This window comes from Roseicyclus mahoneyensis (assembly GCF_003148775.1).
Lineage (GTDB): Bacteria > Pseudomonadota > Alphaproteobacteria > Rhodobacterales > Rhodobacteraceae > Roseicyclus > Roseicyclus mahoneyensis.
Genome location: NZ_QGGW01000014.1, coordinates 13859 through 32117, shown reverse-complemented (window position 1 = coordinate 32117; position 18259 = coordinate 13859). Strand labels below are relative to the sequence as shown.

15 protein-coding genes are annotated in these 18259 nt (G+C 66.7%); 11 read left to right on the top strand and 4 right to left on the bottom strand.

The genetic code is table 11. The features are described from left to right. Positions 1-48 precede the first annotated feature (48 nt). A complete protein-coding gene (locus C7455_RS18525; protein ID WP_109670796.1) occupies positions 49-2328 on the top strand; it encodes an NADP-dependent malic enzyme in 2280 nt (759 codons plus the stop codon). 4 nt (positions 2329-2332) lie between these two features. Here the strand turns inward: C7455_RS18525 and C7455_RS18520 are convergent, their stop codons facing one another. Next, a complete protein-coding gene (locus C7455_RS18520; protein ID WP_109670794.1) occupies positions 2333-2596 on the bottom strand; it encodes a hypothetical protein in 264 nt (87 codons plus the stop codon). Positions 2597-2756: 160 nt separating this feature from the next. Between C7455_RS18520 and C7455_RS18515 the strand changes: the two genes are divergently transcribed. The 9 genes from C7455_RS18515 to C7455_RS18480 all read left to right on the top strand — a co-directional run bounded on the left by C7455_RS18515 (position 2757) and on the right by C7455_RS18480 (position 11952). Then, entirely contained in the window at positions 2757-4655 is a 1899-nt protein-coding gene (locus C7455_RS18515) for a propionyl-CoA synthetase (RefSeq protein WP_109670793.1), read from the top strand. A 74-nt stretch (positions 4656-4729) separates the two neighbouring features. Next, entirely contained in the window at positions 4730-6283 is a 1554-nt protein-coding gene (locus C7455_RS18510) for a response regulator (RefSeq protein ID WP_109670791.1), read from the top strand. Between the two features lie 75 nt (positions 6284-6358). Continuing rightward, entirely contained in the window at positions 6359-6766 is a 408-nt protein-coding gene (locus C7455_RS18505; protein ID WP_109670789.1) for a cytidine deaminase, read from the top strand. Continuing rightward, positions 6763-8073: a thymidine phosphorylase gene (locus C7455_RS18500; RefSeq protein WP_109670787.1), complete on the top strand. Its 1311-nt coding sequence runs from the start codon at positions 6763-6765 to the stop codon at positions 8071-8073. Before C7455_RS18505 ends, C7455_RS18500 begins: the two co-directional genes overlap by 4 nt. After that, positions 8073-9302 carry a phosphopentomutase gene (locus C7455_RS18495; protein ID WP_109670785.1) on the top strand — a complete coding sequence of 410 codons (1230 nt, stop codon included), beginning with the start codon at positions 8073-8075 and terminating at the stop codon, positions 9300-9302. Before C7455_RS18500 ends, C7455_RS18495 begins: the two co-directional genes overlap by 1 nt. Beyond that, positions 9286-9450, top strand: a complete 165-nt coding sequence (locus C7455_RS20260) for a hypothetical protein (protein ID WP_211315520.1) — start codon at positions 9286-9288, stop codon at positions 9448-9450. Before C7455_RS18495 ends, C7455_RS20260 begins: the two co-directional genes overlap by 17 nt. Before the next feature lies 1 nt (position 9451). Continuing rightward, entirely contained in the window at positions 9452-10438 is a 987-nt protein-coding gene (locus C7455_RS18490) for an adenosine deaminase (protein ID WP_109670779.1), read from the top strand. Beyond that, complete coding sequence (gene upp, locus C7455_RS18485) at positions 10435-11067, top strand: uracil phosphoribosyltransferase (protein WP_109670777.1); 633 nt, start codon at positions 10435-10437, stop codon at positions 11065-11067. Before C7455_RS18490 ends, upp begins: the two co-directional genes overlap by 4 nt. Before the next feature lie 69 nt (positions 11068-11136). Further along, a complete protein-coding gene (locus tag C7455_RS18480) occupies positions 11137-11952 on the top strand; it encodes a hypothetical protein (RefSeq protein WP_146200049.1) in 816 nt (271 codons plus the stop codon). Between the two features lie 22 nt (positions 11953-11974). Here the strand turns inward: C7455_RS18480 and C7455_RS18475 are convergent, their stop codons facing one another. After that, complete coding sequence (locus C7455_RS18475) at positions 11975-12985, bottom strand: hypothetical protein (RefSeq protein ID WP_109670773.1); 1011 nt, start codon at positions 12983-12985, stop codon at positions 11975-11977. Between the two features lie 76 nt (positions 12986-13061). Then, positions 13062-14696: an AMP-binding protein gene (locus C7455_RS18470; protein ID WP_109670772.1), complete on the bottom strand. Its 1635-nt coding sequence runs from the start codon at positions 14694-14696 to the stop codon at positions 13062-13064. 157 nt (positions 14697-14853) lie between these two features. On the opposite strand from C7455_RS18470, the gene C7455_RS18465 reads away from it, so the two are divergent. Further along, entirely contained in the window at positions 14854-15942 is a 1089-nt protein-coding gene (locus C7455_RS18465; protein ID WP_109670770.1) for an enolase C-terminal domain-like protein, read from the top strand. A gap of 79 nt (positions 15943-16021) precedes the next feature. On the opposite strand, the gene C7455_RS18460 is transcribed toward C7455_RS18465, so the two are convergent. Further along, complete coding sequence (locus C7455_RS18460) at positions 16022-18226, bottom strand: 3-hydroxyacyl-CoA dehydrogenase NAD-binding domain-containing protein (protein WP_109670768.1); 2205 nt, start codon at positions 18224-18226, stop codon at positions 16022-16024. Between the last annotated feature and the right edge of the window lie 33 nt (positions 18227-18259).

Genomic DNA, 18259 nt, shown 5'->3' with positions numbered 1-18259 from the left:
GTGAGAAAAACTGTTTAACGTTAAACAAAACCAGCCGGAGAGGGTGCGATGGCCGAGGACAAGCAAGACGGGTTGCGCGCCGCCGCGTTGTTTTATCACGAGTACCCCAAGCCCGGTAAGCTCGAGATACGGGCCACCAAGCCGCTGGCGAACGGGCGTGATCTTGCACGTGCCTATTCCCCCGGAGTCGCCGAGGCCTGCCTTGAAATCAAGGCGGACCCGGCCAATGCCGCGCGCTACACCACGCGCGGAAACCTTGTCGCAGTGGTGACCAACGGTACTGCCGTTCTGGGGCTTGGCAACATCGGGGCGCTGGCGTCCAAGCCGGTGATGGAGGGCAAGGCGGTCTTGTTCAAGACCTTCGCCAACATCGACTGTTTCGACATCGAGTTGAACGAACCCGACCCCTACAAGCTGGCCGATATCGTCTGCGCGCTGGAACCGACCTTTGGTGCCATCAACCTCGAAGACATCAAGGCGCCGGATTGTTTTATCGTTGAACAATTGTGCCGCGAGCGGATGAACATCCCCGTTTTCCACGATGACCAGCATGGCACGGCGATCGTCGTGGGGGCGGCGGCCACCAATGCGCTGCGCGTCACCGGCAAACGGTTCGAGGACATCAAGATCGTCTCGACGGGCGGCGGGGCGGCGGGCATCGCGTGCCTCAACATGCTGCTCAAACTGGGCGTGCAGCGCGAGAACATCTGGCTTTGCGACATCCATGGCCTTGTCCACGAGGGCCGCGAGATCGACATGAACCCGCAAAAGGCCGCCTATGCGCAAAAGACTGATGCGCGCACGCTGACGGATGTGATCGACGGGGCGGATCTGTTCCTTGGCCTCTCAGGCCCCGGGGTGCTGACGCCTGCGATGGTGGCCCGCATGGCGCCCCGTCCCATCATCTTTGCGCTGGCCAACCCCTCGCCGGAAATCGAACCCGATGCCGTGCGCTCCGTCGCCCCCGATGCGATCATCGCCACGGGGCGCAGCGATTACCCCAATCAGGTCAACAACGTGCTGTGCTTCCCCTTCATCTTCCGCGGCGCGCTGGATGTGGGGGCCACGGAAATCAACGACGCCATGCAGATCGCCTGCATCGAGGGCATCGCGGCGCTGGCGCGCGCCACCACCAGCGCCGAGGCCGCCGCCGCCTATGCCGGTGAGCATATGACCTTCGGCCCCGATTACCTGATCCCCAAACCCTTCGACCGCCGCCTGATCGGCGTGGTGGCCAGCGCCGTCGCCAAGGCCGCGATGGACTCGGGCGTGGCGACCCGCCCGCTGGACGATCTCGATGCCTACCGCGACCGGCTGAACCAGTCGGTGTTCCGTTCCGCCCTCATTATGCGCCCGGTGTTCGAGGCCGCGCGTACCTCCGAGCGGCGCATCGTCTTTGCCGAGGGCGAAGATGAACGCGTGCTGCGCGCCGCTCAGGCGATGACCGAGGAAACCACCGACAAACCGATCCTGATCGGCCGTCCCGAGGTGATCGAGACACGGATCGAGCGCGCGGGCCTGACGCTGCGCCCCGGCACCGATTTCGATCTGGTGAACCCCGAAAACGACCCGCGCTACCGAGACTACTGGCAGACCTACCACGCCATCATGGCGCGGCGTGGCGTGACGCCTGATCTGGCGCGCGCGATCATGCGCACCAACACCACCGCCATCGGCGCCGTGATGGTTCAACGCGGCGAGGCGGAATCGCTGATTTGCGGCACCTTCGGTCAGTATCTGTGGCATCTGAACTACATCACGCAGGTGTTGGGCGCGGATGGTCTGCACCCGGTCGGTGCCTTGTCGCTGATGATCTCGGATGATGGCCCGTTGTTCATCGCCGACACGCAGGTGCACCCCGAACCGACCCCCGAACAGATCGCCGAAACCGTGCGCGGCTGCGCGCGCCATATCCGCCGCTTCGGCATCGACCCCAAGGTGGCGCTGTGTTCGGGCAGTCAGTTCGGCAATCTCGACACCGATAGCGGGCGGCGGATGCGCGCGGCGCTGGACCTGCTGGACGGCATGGGCCTCGATTTCACCTATGAGGGCGAGATGCATGTCGATACCGCGCTCGATGCCGAATTGCGGGCGCGTCTGTTGCCCGGCAGCCGTATGGAAGGGCCGGCAAACGCCCTTGTCTTCGCCTCGACCGACGCGGCGGGTGCGGCGCGCAACATGCTGAAAGTGCGCGCCAACGGGCTTGAGGTCGGGCCGATCCTGATGGGCATGGGCAACCGCGCCCATATCGTGACGCCGTCCATCACGGCGCGCGGATTGCTCAACATCTCTGCCTTGGCGGGCACGCCCGTCAGCACCTACGGCTGAGCCGTCACCCCAGCGTGATCCGGATCAGGGTCACCAGCATGAGCACCGTGGCCAGCAAGGCGGAAAAGATGAGGGCCGGGTAGCCCCATATCACCACGGCGATGGCCACCGCCGAGACGCCGCCGATGATCGCGGCAAAGGCGTTGTCGACGGGCCCTTCGACCACCTCGCGCGCCATGCGGCCGATGATCGGCAGGCGGTACGTGACGTGACGGGTGATGTAGCGGGGGCGGGCGGCCGTGGAAGGAATGTCTTGGGCTAGGGTCATGGCAATTCTCCTTTTTACAGCTGTCACATAGGGCGATGCTGCACTGCAGCAAAGGGCAGGCTGTCGCAGGCCGTTAGCGCCCCCATGCGGCACTATCGCCGAATTGCCTTTACGGCACCCTGTTCGGTAGACAGTCGCATACAAGCCAGGAGGAGAGCCCATGCGGTATGCCGAGGTCCAAGCACGCGCGAAAGCCGATCCCGACACCTTCTGGATGGAGGCGGCCGAGGGGATCGACTGGTTCACCGGCCCGTCCAAGGCGCTGTTCGACGATCATGCGCCGCTTTACGAGTGGTTCGCCGATGGCACGCTCAACACTTGCTGGAACGCCGTCGACCGCCATGTGGCGGCAGGCCATGGCGACCGGCTGGCGATCATCCACGACAGCCCGCTGACCGGCACCGTGCACAAGATCACCTATGCCGAACTGCAAAAGCGTGTCGCCTCGCTGGCAGGCGCGCTGCGCGCCAAGGGCGTCGAAAAGGGCGACCGGGTTATCATCTACATGCCCATGGTCCCCGAAGCGCTGGAGGCGATGCTGGCCTGCGCACGGCTGGGCGCGGTGCATTCGGTCGTGTTCGGCGGTTTTGCGGCCAATGAACTGGCCGTCAGGATCGACGATTGCACGCCCAAATGCATCATCGCGGCCTCTTGCGGGATCGAGCCGGGCCGCGTCGTGCATTACAAGCCGCTGCTCGACGGGGCCTTGGCCTTGGCCAAACACCAGCCCGAGTTTTGCGTGATCTTCCAGCGCGAACAGGAGGTCGCGCATCTGGAGGAGGGGCGCGATCACGACTGGCACGCCTTTCAATATGGCGTCGAACCCGCTGATTGCGTGCCCGTCGCGGGCAACCACCCGGCCTATATCCTCTATACTTCGGGCACCACGGGCCAGCCCAAGGGCGTGGTGCGCCATACCGCAGGCCATCTGGTCGCGCTCAATTGGTCGATGCGCAACCTCTACGACATGAACCCCGGCGAGGTGTTCTGGGCCGCCTCGGACGTGGGCTGGGTCGTGGGCCATTCCTACATCTGCTACGGGCCCCTGACCTTCGGCTGCACCACCATCGTCTTCGAGGGCAAGCCCGTGGGCACGCCCGATGCCGGAACCTTCTGGCGCGTCATTCAGGATCACAAGGTCAAGTGCCTGTTCACCGCGCCCACCGCCTTTCGCGCCATCAAGCGCGACGATCCCTTGGGCGAGTTGATCGCGGATTACGACCTCTCCAGCCTCGAGACGCTGTTTCTGGCCGGTGAACGCGCCGATCCCGACACGATCCAATGGGCGATGGACCGGCTGGGCGTGCCGGTGATCGATCATTGGTGGCAGACGGAAACCGGCTGGTGCATCGCGGGCAACCCGATGGGGATCGAAAAGCTGCCGGTCAAGATCGGCAGCCCCTCGGTGCCGATGCCCGGCTACGATGTGCAGGTTCTGGACGAAGGCGGCCACCCGCTGCCGCCCGGCACGCTTGGTGCCATTGCGGTCAAGCTGCCCTTGCCGCCCGGCACCCTGCCAACGCTGTGGAACGCCGAAGAAAGGTTCCACAAGGCCTACCTCACCCATTTCCCGGGCTATTACGAAACCGGCGACGCGGGCCTGATCGACGAGGATGGATATCTCTACATCATGGCGCGCACCGATGACGTCATCAACGTCGCGGGCCACCGTCTGTCGACGGGCGGGATGGAGGAGGTTCTGGCCAGCCACCCCGACGTGGCCGAATGTGCCGTGATCGGCGTCAGCGACAGCCTCAAGGGGCAATTGCCCATGGGCTTTTTGTGCCTGAACAAGGGCGCGCAGACCCCGCCGGAACAAGTGGTGAAGGACTGCGTCAAGCTGGTGCGCGACCGCATCGGGCCGGTTGCGGCCTTCAAGCTGGCCGTGGTGGTCGACCGCCTGCCCAAGACGCGCTCGGGCAAGATCTTGCGCGCCACCATGGTCAAGATCGCCGATGGGGCCGAGTTCAAGACCCCCGCCACCATCGACGATCCCGCCATCCTCGACGAGATCCGCGCGGCGCTGAGCCGCATCGGCTATCCGTCCGGCCAGATCTGACGGGGCGGAACCCGCTGTTGAGTTGCGCAGCGCGCGGGCTATAGTTTTCCGCATCATCGACGGAGGCCCCTGCAATGTCCACGGACGACACCGGCGGCCGGGCCCCCGCGGACGGCCCGCGCAAGGGTTTGCCCGACCAGACGCTGCAGCTGTTCAGCCATGACATCCGGTCGGCCATGTCCGATGTGATCGGCGGGCTGAGACTGGTGGATCGGTCCCGCCTCAGCCCCGAGGCGCAGATCCAGATCGACCGGGTGCAAGCCGCCGCCGACACGCTGGCAGCCCTTGTCGACGGCGCGCTGATGGCGGCGGCGGGGGAAACCCTGATCCAGCAAGATGCCACAAGCGTGGCATTGTCCGACTGGCTCGCCGCGATCAACGGTCGATGGTCAGGCCGAGCCTTTGCCGCGAGCGGCTGCTTTGCATTGCACCGGCACGATCCGCTGCCGCGGCTTTTGCGCGTGTCGCAGGTGACGCTCGACCGGATCGTCGGCAACCTGATCTCGAATGCGCTGGGCCATGCCGAGGGCGGGGCGGTGACGTTGCGGCTGGCCGCGGCGCAGGGGCAGGGACTGGTGCTGACCGTCGCCGATGGCGGGCCGGGGTATCCGCCCGATGTGCTGGACCGGATCGACCTTGTCGCGGGACCGGCCCCGATGGACAGCCGCACCGGCAGCGGGCTTGGCCTGCGGATCGTGGCCGACCTGACGCGCGCCATCGGTGGCAGCCTGCACCTGTCCAACCCCTCCACAGGCGGCGCGCAGGCCGTGTTGCATCTGCCCGAGGGATTGCTCGACTGGGCCCCGGCCCCTTCCGTCCCCGACGCGGCCCCGGACCTGAGCGGCCTGAGGGTGCTGGTGGCCGAGGACAACCTGACGAACCAGACGATTTTGCGCCAGATCCTTGGTGGGATGTCCGCGGACGCGGTCTTTGTCGCCGATGGGGTCGCAGCCCTTGAAGTGCTGGACAGGCAAGGCTTCGACATCGCGCTGATCGACATCGAGATGCCGCGCCTCTCGGGGCTGGAGGTGATGCAGGCCGTCCGCGCGCGCAGCGACGCGGTGGCCTTCTTGCCGATGGTCGCGCTGACCGCCTATGTGCTGCGCGACAACCGAGAGGCGATCTATGCGGCAGGTGCCGACGGGATCATCGGCAAGCCGATCTCGTCGGCCGCCGAATTCGGGCGCGCGGTCCTGCGCTACGCCGGGCGCCCCGCGGGCCTTCCCGAGCCCGAGGATGTGCTGGCGGGAGATGCCAGTCTTGGCCGCAAGATGGATCAGGCGCGATTTGAAGCCCTGCTCGAGGTGGCGGGGCCCGATGGGGCGGTGGAACTGCTCGAACGCCTGCACGAGGATCTGTCAACGGTACGCGCGGCACTGGATGTCGCGGTCGCGCGGGGCGACATCCCCGAGATCCGGGCGCAGACCCATATCCTGATCGCCCTTTCCGGCGCGGTGGGGGCCGAACGCCTTTATCGGCTGGTCGAGGTGCTCAACATCGCCGCGAAACGGCGGCGCTCGGGGGATCTTGCGGCGCTTTACAAACCATGCCGGGTCGAGCTCGACGATCTGTTGCGCCATGTCGAACACTACGCCGCTGGGATCGGCCTGTCGCTGCCCCCGGCTTGACGGGCCACCCTTGCGCTGCCCCGCCGGGCGTCACAGACTGTCATCCAACGATACCATGGCACAAGGACCGCTCCCATGTCGCTGATCGAAGATGCCGCCGGCGTGCGCGAGAATGCCCACGCGCCCTATTCCGGCTTCAAGGTGGGTGCTGCGATCTTGTCGGCCGAAGGTCGGGTGCATCTGGGCTGCAACGTGGAGAACGTGGCCTATCCCGAAGGCACCTGCGCGGAAGCCGGCGCGATTGCGTCGATGATCGCCGCGGGCGACCGCCGCATCGCTGAGGTCGCCGTGATCGCCGACAGCCCCGCACCGGTGCCGCCTTGCGGTGGCTGCCGTCAGAAACTGGCCGAATTCGCCGCAGGCGAGGTGGTCGTGACCATGGCCACGACATCGGGCGCGACGCTGGCAATGACCGTCGCCGAATTGCTGCCGGGCGCCTTCAACGCGGGATTCATGATCAACGCAGAGAACTCCGCCCCGTGAGCGATGCGCGCACGATCCTGGCCAAGCTGCGCGACGGCGACACCGTCACCGAGGCGGAGCTGTTCTGGTTCGCCGAAGGGCTTGCCACAGGCGAGGTCACCGATGCGCAGGCGGGCGCCTTTGCCATGGCGGTCTGTGCTCGGGGCCTTGGCAAACCTGCGCGCGTCATGCTGACCAATGCGATGCGCGAGACGGGGGAGGTGCTGACATGGCAGCTCGACGGACCGGTCATCGACAAACATTCCACGGGCGGGGTGGGCGATTGCGCCTCGCTTCTGCTGGCGCCCGCCTTGGCCGCATGTGGGGCGTTTGTCCCGATGATCTCGGGCCGGGGCCTCGGCCACACCGGCGGTACGCTCGACAAGCTGGAAGCGATCCCGGGCTACCGCACGCAGGTCTCGATCGAGGATCTGCAGGAGATCGTGGCCGACATCGGCTGCGCAATCGTCGGGGCATCGGCCGATATCGCGCCCGCCGACAAGCGGCTTTATGCCATCCGCGATGTGACGGGGACGGTAGAATCCATCGACCTCATCACCGCCTCGATCCTGTCCAAGAAACTGGCTGCGGGGCTTGAGGCGCTGGTGCTTGACGTCAAGGTCGGCTCGGGCGCCTTCATGACCTCGCCGCGCGACGCGCTGGCCTTGGCGCAATCGCTGGTCGAAACGGCGCAGGGTGCAGGCTGCATGACCACGGCGCTGATCACCGACATGAGCCAGCCGCTCGTGCCCTCGGCGGGCAACGCGCTCGAGGTGATCGAGGTGATGGAGGTGCTGACCTCGGGCGATCTGGCCTCGCCGCTGGCGCGCCTGACGCAGGCCTTGGGCGGCGAAGTGCTGGCGCTGGGCGGGCTTGCCGCCGACGCCGCCGATGGCGAGGGCCGCATTGCCGAGGCGCTGACCTCGGGCGAGGCGGCGGATGTCTTTGGCGAGATGGTGGCGGCTTTGGGCGGTCCGCATGATTTCATCGACCGATGGCGCGACCGTCTGCCCGCCGCGCGTGTCATGATCGATGTCATCCCCGGCGAAACCGGTTTCGTCGGCCAGATCGACACCCGCGCCCTTGGCGAGGCGGTCGTGCGTCTGGGCGGCGGGCGGCTCAGGCAAGACGACCGGATCGATCTTGCGGTGGGCCTGTCGGACATCGCGCGGATCGGCGAGCGCGTCGACCCCTCGCGCCCGCTTGCCCGCATCCACGCCGCCAGCGAAGAGGCTGCGCGCGCCGTGGCCGCCGGGATCCGCGGGGCCTTCGCCCTCTCCGATATCGCGCCCTCCGAGCCGCCTCTGATCCATGAGCGGATCGGCTGATGCCGCGCGCCTTCCTCATCGTGATGGACAGCCTCGGCATAGGCGGCGCACCCGACGCGGGCAGCTATTTCAACGGCGATCTGCCCGACACCGGGGCCAACACGCTGGGCCATATAGCCGCCGCCTGCGCTTTGGGGCAGGCGGAGGAGGGGCGGAGCGGACCCTTGCGTTTGCCGAACCTCGACACATTGGGCCTTGGCGCGGCCTTGCGACTGGCCTCCGGCGCGCGGGGCGAGGGGATGGATGCCGACCCCGTTGGCCTTTGGGGCGCGGCCGAGGAAGTGTCGCGCGGCAAGGACACGCCGTCGGGGCACTGGGAACTGGCAGGCTTGCCCGTGCCCTTCGATTGGTCCTATTTTCCCAAGACAAAGCCATGCTTCCCCGACGACATCGTGGCCGAGGTGAAGCGTCTTGCGGGCACAGGCGGCATCTTGGGCGATGAGCACGCCAGCGGGACCGAGATCATTGCCCGTCTTGGCGAAGAGCACGAGAAAACCGGCTGGCCGATCTGCTACACCTCCATCGACAGCGTCTTTCAGGTCGCTGCGCATGAGGAGAGCTTTGGCCTCGACCGGCTGCTTGATCTCTGCGCGCGCCTCGCCCCCATGCTCCACGCCCGCCGTGTCGGTCGCGTCATCGCGCGACCCTTCACCGGCACGCCGGGGCATTACGCCCGCACGCTCAACCGCCACGATTACGCCCTTGCCCCGCCGGGTCCGACGCTCTTGGACCATGCGCAGGCGGCCGGCCGCGCCACCTGCGCCATCGGCAAGATCCGCGACATCTTCGCCGGACGGGGCGTGGATCACACCCTGACCGGGGCCGACCGCGACCTGATGGGGCATCTGGCAACTTGCGTGGCCGATGCCGCCGATGGCAGCCTCACCTTCGCCAATTTCGTCGAGTTCGACAGCCTCTATGGCCACCGCCGCGACGTGTCGGGCTATGCGCGCCACCTCGAATGGTTCGACGCGGCGCTTGGCCCTGTCCTGTCCGCGCTGCGCCCCGACGATCTGATGATCCTGACCGCCGACCACGGCAACGATCCCACATGGCCCGGCACCGACCACACCCGCGAACGGGTGCCGGTGGTTGCAACCGGGCCCTATTCCGGGCAGATCGGCATCCGCGCCTTTTCTGATGTCGGCGCGTCCGTCGCCGCGCATCTGGGGTTGGCGATCGACGGGCCGGGCCGCAGTTTTCTCATGAGGGATGATGTCAGCCTCTGAACTGATCTATTTCGTGATGACCTTCGTCGTCGTCACCCTGGCCACGCGCTATATCGGCCCCTTCATCGGACGCCCGCGCACACCGTGGCGCGGGGCGGTCACCTTCGGGCTCATCATCGCCTTCATCGGCTGGGCCATCGGAGCGTGAGATGAGGGATCTTCCCAAGATCGAGTTGCACCTCCACCTCGAAGGCGGCGCGCCGCCTGCCTTCATCCGTGGGCTGGCGCGCGAGAAAAACGTCGATATCTCGGGCATCTTCCGAGAGGACGGCGGCTATACCTACCGCGATTTCTGGCATTTCCTTCAGGTCTACGAGGCCGCCACCGGCGTGCTGACCACCCCCGAGGATTACGCCCGGCTCACCACCGCCGTGCTGGAGCAATCGGCGACCCATGGTGTGGTCTACGCCGAAACCTTTCTCAGCCCCGATTTCTGCGGCGGCGGCGATGTCGGCGCATGGCGCGACTACCTGACCGCCATCCGCGAGGCAGCCGAGGCGGCGGAACGCAGCCACGGCATCACGCTGCGCGGTATCGTCACCTGCATCCGCCATTTCGGCCCCGAGCGGTCGCGCCCCATCGCGGAATGCGCGGCCGACACGGCGGGCGACTGGCTGACCGGCTTTGGCATGGCGGGCGACGAGTTGAAGGGCAAGCCCTCCGATTTCCGCTGGGCCTTTGACTGCGCGCGCGAGGCCGGGCTGCGCATCACGGTCCACGCGGGCGAATGGGGCGGGGCGGCGTCGGTGCGCGACGCGCTCGACGCGCTCAACCCCGAACGGATCGGGCACGGGGTTCAGGCGATCGACGACCCCGCGCTGGTCGACCGGCTGGCCGAGGATGGCATTGTTCTGGAATGCTGCCCCGGCTCAAACGTGTTTCTGGGCGTCTACAAGGACTGGCGCAGCCACCCCATTGAAAAACTGCGGGCACGGGGCGTGAAGGTAACCGTCTCGACCGACGACCCGCCGTTCTTCGGCATCACCATGACCTCGGATTACGAGAACCTGAACCGGCATTTCGGCTGGGACGAGGAGGTTTTCGCCGAGATCAACCGCACCGCACTGGATGCCGCGTTCTGCGACGCGGCCACGAAAGACAAGATCGCCAAAAGACTGGGGGACAGCACCGCATGACCGAGCACCTGACCATCGTCGAGCACCCTTTGGTGCAACACAAGCTGTCGCTGATGCGGGAAGCCGACACCTCGACCAAATCCTTTCGACAGCTTCTGCGCGAGATCAGCCTGCTGCTCGCCTATGAGGTCACGCGCGAGATGCCGATGACCACCAAGCGGATCGAGACGCCGCTGTGCGAGATGGATGCCCCCACGATCGAGGGCAAGAAACTGGCACTGGTGTCGATCTTGCGGGCAGGCAACGGGTTGCTCGACGGCATCCTTGAGCTGATCCCCAATGCGCGGGTGGGCTTTATCGGGTTGTATCGTGACCCCGAGACGCTGCAGCCGGTGCAATACTACTTCAAGGTGCCTGACGCGCTTCACGATCGGCTGACCATCGTGGTCGACCCGATGCTGGCGACCGGCAATTCGTCCGCCGCCGCCGTTGACCTTCTGAAAAAGGCGGGCGCCAACAACATCCGCTTCCTGTGCCTGCTCGCCGCCCCCGAAGGCGTGGCCCGGATGAAGGCCGCGCACCCCGATGTGCCCATCGTCACGGCCGCGCTGGACAGCCATCTGAACGATCATGGCTACATCGTGCCGGGACTAGGGGATGCGGGTGACCGCATGTTCGGCACAAAATAACCCTTTCTTCCGCTTTACTTGTCGATCCGCTTCGGCCAGTCTCGGGCAAACGCAAACGTGGGGGTTTGCATGAGACTGACACGAATCCTTGGGGTCGTGGGGATAGCGGCTGCCACCGTATTTTCTGCGCCGATCATGACGGCCGCCCAAGCGGTGCCGGCGGAAACCCCGCCCCTCAGCTACACCGGGACACAATACGTCGACAGCCGCGGCTGCGCTTTTGTGCGGGTGGGCGTGGGGGCCAACGTCGAATGGGTGCCGCGCGTCGACGGCAACCGTCGGCAGGTCTGTGGCCAGACGCCGACCGGGGTCGCCGCAGCACCTGCGCCCGCGCCCGCTCCTGTTGTCGCGGCGCCCGCGCGCCCCGCACCCATGGCCAGCACTCCCGTCGCGGCCGCGCCTGCCGCGCCCGTGGTCCCGCGCGCCGTCGCCACAACGCCGCGCCCCGTCGCCACCACGCCCCGGCCGATGCCGCAACCCGCGGCACCCGCCGCAACCGGGGCCTGCCCGAACCTGCCCGCCGATGTGCAGGCGTATTTCAGCGGCCCCAATGTGCGCTGTGGCCCGCAGGCGGTGCATCCCGGCGACGCTGCCCGCGGCCTTGACCAAAGCAGTCTGGGCGGCACGGGCGGTCTGCGGCAGGTGGTCCGCTACGAGGTCGATCCCCCGGCGGGCTTTCGCGCCGCTTGGGATGATGGCCGGATGAACCCCTATCGTGGCCTCGCCTTTGCCGGTGGCCAGCGGCAGATGGAACAGGTTTGGACCAACACGGTGCCGCGCCGACTGGCGTCGGAGCCTGTGCCGCGCGGCCTGCAGGCGCTGTTCACCCGGCCCTCGCGCCCGGCCGAAATCGTGCCCGCGCAACTTGTGCTGATCCGTCCCTGACGGCCCGAAGCTGGGGCAGAGGTCAGCGCCCGCAGATATCTTGCAGGCTGATCCAATCCGCATCCCCTAGCAAGGGGGCGGGAGTTCCTCGGCTTGCCTCGATCAGCGCAAGCACGGTTTCGCCGGTGATGTCTTGTGCGAAAGCATAGGGTTGTGCGGAAATCTGGGCAGCCCCGAACCGCGCCAGCAGCATGTCATCGGGCACTCGAGGGGACTCGCGCGAGAGCAGGCTCGCGGCATGCGCATGTAGTGGAGCACTGTCGATCTCGCCCGTGGTGAGCAGCCGGAAGGTGACGCCGAGGCCCGCGTCGGTCAGCAGCGCCAGCATCGGATCGGCCCCGGCCCGGCGGGCATCCTCGGCCAGCAGATAGCCTGCCAGCACTTCGGGCGTCTCATGATCCTCGACCAGCGCGGCATTGGCCACAAGGATGCCGCCGGGCAAGGCCAGAGTATCGGGGATCGACGCGGGCAACATCGCCACCCGGGGGGGCGCCCCTTCGCCGAAGACGCGCCGTGACAGCCGCCCAAGCGCGACCGACCCGCGCGGGTTGGTGCAGATCGGGCCGGCCAGCCGCCCGATTTCCTGCAGCATCCGGTTGCCGATGGCCTCGCGGCTGGCGGGCGGCAACAGCGCCACGGTCTGCCGGGTCAGGGCATCGGGCAGCCAGAAGATGCCCAAGCCCAGCAGCACGGCGCCCATGCCCGTCCCGACCCATAGCCGCAACCGCCCGGGATGGGGTCTGCGTTTCTCGATCGCGCTGCGCACCATCTCGATGGCGGCGATCATGTCGGGGTCTTCGATCTCCAGCCGTTCCTCGGTGTCTGCGCCGGGCGCGTAGAGCGCGGGCTGGCGTCCGGGGTTCAGCCGCGCTATGGCGGGCAAGGACCAATGGGTCAGTGCCACCTCGGCCATGTTCGAAATCATCAGCGTGGCATCGCCCAGCGCGACCACCACCTCGCGGCGCTGTGCATCCGGCGCCTCGCGCCAGAGGCCCGTGGTCTCGAGCCGTTTGTATTGCTCCAGCACTGTCATGGGCTTGCCGCTCGACCCTGTTTGCGTTGAGCATAAACTGCGGGCATCCCCGGCTCAACTGTCCATGCGCGCAAAGTCAGAGCGCGGTTGCGATCTTGCGAAGCTCGAATTTCTGGATCTTTCCGGTCGATGTCTTGGGCAATTCCTGAAACACGACATGCTTGGGCGTCTTGAAGCCGGCCAGCCGCTGGCGGACGAAGGCGATGATCTCCTCCTCTGTGGCCGCCGCTCCCTCTTTCAGTTCGACGAAGGCGCAAGGCACCTCGCCCCATTTCTCGTCCGGTTTCGCCACCACCGCCGACAGCAGCACGGCGGGGTGATGCATCAGCACGCCCTCCACCTCGACCGAACTGACATTCTCGCCGCCCGAGATGATGATGTCCTTGGCGCGGTCCGCGATCTGGACATAGGTGTCGGGATGTTGCTTGGCGATGTCGCCGGTGTGGAAATAGCCGCCGGCAAACGCCTCGTTGGTGGCGCGCGGGTTCTTGTAATAGCCCTTCATCACCGAATTGCCGCGCATCATGATCTCACCCAGAGCCGCGCCATCCATCGGGATCTGGGTCATGGTCTCGGGCTCCATCACGGTGATGTGGTCCATGTTGGGCATCGGCACGCCTTGGCGCGCCTTGACGTCCGCGCGGTCATCGCCCTGCAGATGGTCCCAGTCGCCATCCTTGAAGGTGCATTCGGTCGCCGGGCCATAGGTCTCGGTCAACCCGTAGACCTGCGTGATGTTGAACCCCATTGTCTCGATCTTGGCCAGCGTCGCGGGGGCAGGGGGGGCGCCTGCGGTAAAGACCTCGACCACGTGGTCGAAATCGCGGCGGTCGGCCTCCTTCGCGTTCACCAGCATGTTCAGCACGATGGGCGCGCCGCCGAAATGGGTCACGCCCTCGTCGGCGATGGCGTCGTAGATGGTTTTCGCGGTGATGTCGCGGCAGCAGACTGTCGCGCCACCCACGGCGGGCATGGTCCAGACATGGCACCAGTTGTTGCAGTGAAACAGCGGCACGATGGTGAGATAGCGGGGGTAAAGCGTCATCCGCCACGAAATCGGCGTGCCCATGGTAATCAGATACGCGCCCCGGTGGTGATAGACCACGCCCTTGGGCCGCCCGGTGGTGCCGGAGGTGTAGTTGAGCGCAAGGCTTTCCCATTCGTCGATGGGCATGATCCAGGCGAACTCCGGATCGCCTTCGGCCAGCAGCCCGCCATAGGTCAGATGCCGGCCCGAGGCGTGATAGCCCGCCGCCTCGTCGGGAACCTCCACGATCAAAGGCAAATCCTCGCTCTCTTGCGCGTGGATCGCCTCCTCGACCACGCCGAGGAACTGGGTGTCGACCAGCACCACCTTGGCCTCGCCATGGTCGAGGATGTAGGAAATCGTGCCGATATCGAGCCGGATGTTGATGGAATTGAGCACCGCGCCGCAGGCGGGCACGCCCCAATGCGCCTCGACGTGCGGGGCGGTGTTGGGCATGACGGCGGCGACCACATCGCCGGGATTCACGCCGCGTTTGGCCAAGGCCGAGGCAAGTCGCGTCGTGCGCGCATGCAACTCGCCATAGGTGGCGCGATACCCGCGGTCGACCAACGCGGGGCGGTCGGTGAAGATGCGGCTCGCCCGGATCAGATGGCTGAGCGGGGTCAGCGCCACATGGTTCGCGGCGCGCTTTTCCAGCCCGGTCTCGTCCTTCATCCAGCCCATGTCAGAACCTCCGATTGCAGCGCAAGAATCTGAGCCAACACATCGCCTGTCGCGCAAGAAAAGGAAAGGGGGGCAGGCCTCGGGGCCTGCGCGGCATGACTTTCCGTTGACGCTAAAGGCGATTAGGGTCGCGCCGGGACAAACAGGGGGGGACAGCATGATCCAGATCGACGGGCCGTTGCGCGTGGCAGCCGCCGTGCACAAAGCGGGGGCAGCGCCGGGCGATCCCGCGCCTTATGCGGGCGAGGACAGTTTCACCTTTGTCCGGGTGCAGGTCACCGATGCCGATGGCGTGACAGGCGACGGCTTTACCGGGCGCTTCTGCGCGGCCGAGGTGGCGCATCTGCTCAATGGCGCGGTGGCGGATGCGCTGTCGGGGCCCGGCCCTATGCCCGATCTTTCCCGCAAGCTGAACCCGCGCGCCATGACCGGCGTCGTCGTCTCGGCGCTGTCGGCGCTGGATGTCGCGCTCTGGGACCTTGCAGGCAAGCGGGCGGGCAAAAGCGTGGCTGCCCTTCTGGGCGCTGCGCGGCCCTCGGCGCCGGTCGATGTGACCTGCGGCTTTCCCGCGCTGGACCTCGATGCGCTGGTCGCGGCCTGCGCGGACGAAATCGCGGGCGGGGCCCACGGGGTCAAGGTGCTGGTCGCCGCCAAGGGCCGCAGCGTGGCCGAGGATGTGGCGCGTGTCGCCGCCGTGCGGGCAGCCATCGGGGATGGTGCCGCGCTGATCGCGGATGCTAATTGCGGATGGGATTTGGACAGCGCGATGGCCTTTGCGCGCGGCGCGGCCGATCTGAACCTCGCCTTTCTGGAGGAACCGGTGCGCGGCAATGACCGCCATGCGCTGGCGGCTTTGGCGGCCGAGCGGATCGTGCCCTTGGGCGCAGGCCAGATGGAACAGAGCGCCGAGCGGTTCGACCTGCTTGCAGGTGCGGGCGTGGCGGTGATCCAACCCAATGCGGTCTTTGCAGGCGGCATCACCGCGGCCGTAGATGCAGCGCGGGCGGCAGAGGCCGCGGGTTGCGCCGTGTCGCCCGCGGGGGGCTGGGATCTGGTCAACCTGCACTGGATGTGCGGCGCGATGACCATGGGCGCGGTCGAACTGCACCGCGCGCAGGGCCGTATCGCACGGCTCTTGATGGGGAGTCCGCCCGAGATGGCGGGCGGAATGCTGGTGGCGTCCGACGCGCCGGGCTTGGGCCTGTCGCCAGATGAGGAGGCCTTGGCGGCCTGCCGGGTGATTTAGCCGTCCCTCTTTCGAAAGGGCGCCGAAAAGGCGCTGGGTTCTTCGAGTCGGAAAACGCGCGTTTTCCGACCTTTCCGGCTCAGGCCGCCTTGCTATCCACACCCGTCCCGAACCGCCCGTAAAAGCTCTGGCCCTTGTCCGCCATCTCGCGCAGCAGCGCGGGGCAGGCGAAGCGGTCGCCATAGGCGGCCTGCAACTGGTCACAGCGTTCGGCGGCATAAGGCGTGCCAAGGATGTCGAGCCACGAGAACGGCCCGCCCGACCACGGCGCAAAGCCCCAGCCCAGAATGGCCCCCACATCGCCTTCGCGGATGTCGGTCAGAACGCCATCCTCGAGCGCGCGCACGGCCTCCAGCACCTGCGCGAACAGCAACCGATGCTGCACCGCGGTCAGGTCGGGCTGCTCGCCCGCCACCGGGTAGTGCGCCGCGAGCCCGTCCCACAGGCCCAGCCTTTGGCCTTTCTCGTCATAGGCATAGAACCCGGCGTTCGCCTTGCGGCCCAGCCGCCCCGCCTCCACCATACCGAAGATCACCGGGTCGACCGTGTCGTCATAGGCGGCGCCCATCGCGGCCTTGGTGGCCTTGGCGATCTTGGCGCCCAGATCAAGCGAGGTCTCGTCGGTCAGTTGCAGGGGCCCAAGCGGCATGCCCACCAGTTTCGCGGCATTTTCGATCAGCGCAGGCGCGACCCCTTCGGCCACCATGCGGATGCCCTCGTTGATATAGGGGATGATGCAGCGGTTGGCGTAGAAAAACCGCGCGTCGTTGACCACGATGGGGGTCTTGCGGATCTGGCGCACGAAATCGAGCGCCTTGGCCACCGCCACATCGCCGGTTTTCGCGCCCTTGATGATCTCCACCAGCGCCATCTTGTCGACGGGGCTGAAGAAATGGATGCCGATGAACTGGTCCGGCTTGTCGCTGGCCTTGGCCAGTTCCGTGATCGGCAGGGTCGAGGTGTTGGTGGCAAAGATGCAGTCGGGGCCGACGACGGCCAGCACCTTCTTGGTCACCTCGGCCTTGACGCCGACATCCTCGAACACGGCCTCCACGATCAGATCGCAGCCCTTGAGCGCGTCGTAATCGGTCGTCGCGGTGATCCGGCCCAGCACCTCGGCCTTCTTCTCGGCCGTGACGCGGCCGCGCTTGATCCCCTTGTCGAGGATGCCCTCGGCATGGGCTTTCCCCCGGTCGGCCGCGTCCTGCGCCGCGTCGATCAGCACCACCTCGATGCCCGCATTGGCCGCCACGTAACCGATACCGGCGCCCATCATGCCCGCGCCCAGGATGCCCAGTTTTCGCACCGTCTGATCCGCCACGGCGGGCCGGTTCGCGCCTTTCTCAAGCGCTTCCTTGTTCAGGAACAACGACCGGATCATCGCCGAAGAGGACGGGTTCAGCAGCACCGAAACGAACCAGCGCGCCTCGATCCTGAGCGCGGTGTCGAAATCCACCAGCGCCCCCTCGTAGACCGCCGACAAAAGCGCCTTGGCCGCCGGATAGACGCCCTTGGTCTTGCCGTTGATCATCGCGCTGGCGCCCACGAAGGTCATGAAGCCCGCCGGGTGATAGGGCGCACCGCCCGGCATCTTCCAGCCCTTCTGGTCCCACGGCTTTACGATATCGGCGTCGCTTGCACCCAAAACCCACTCCTTCGCGCGCGCCAGCAGCTGCCCGTGGGGCACCACCTCGTCGATCAACTGCGCCGATTTCGCGCCCTTGGGGTCCAGCATCTTGCCTTCGAGCAGCACGGGGGCGGCCTGCATCGCGCCGACCATGCGGGAATAGCGCGTGGTGCCGCCCGCGCCGGGAAACAGGCCGACAAGGATCTCTGGCAGACCGATGCGCGCCTTGGGATTGTCGGCCATGAAGCGGCGATGGGTGCAAAGGGCGATTTCGGTGCCGATGCCCGCGCAGGTGCCGGGAATGGCGCAGGCCACCGGCTTTCCGCCCTTGTTGGTCTTGGGGTCCATCCCCGCGCGCTCGATCTTGCGCATGAAACGGTGCGCATTCATCGTGAACTCGAACAGCGCGGGCGCGGGGTCTTCGCCCGCCTCGTCGCGGATGCGCGCCAGCACGTTCAGATCCATGCCGCCCGCAAAGCTGTCCTTGCCGCTGGTGATGACGATGCCCTTGACTGCCGGATCAGCCAGCGCGTTGTCGATCAAGGCCTCGAGCACGTCCACGGCCTCGCGGCGGAGCACGTTCATCGACTTGCCCGGAACGTCCCAGGTGATGACGGCGACGCCGTCGGCGTCCGTGTCCATGGTGAAATCGGTCATAGTCTCGGGTTCCTCCCGTGGGGTCTTTGGGGA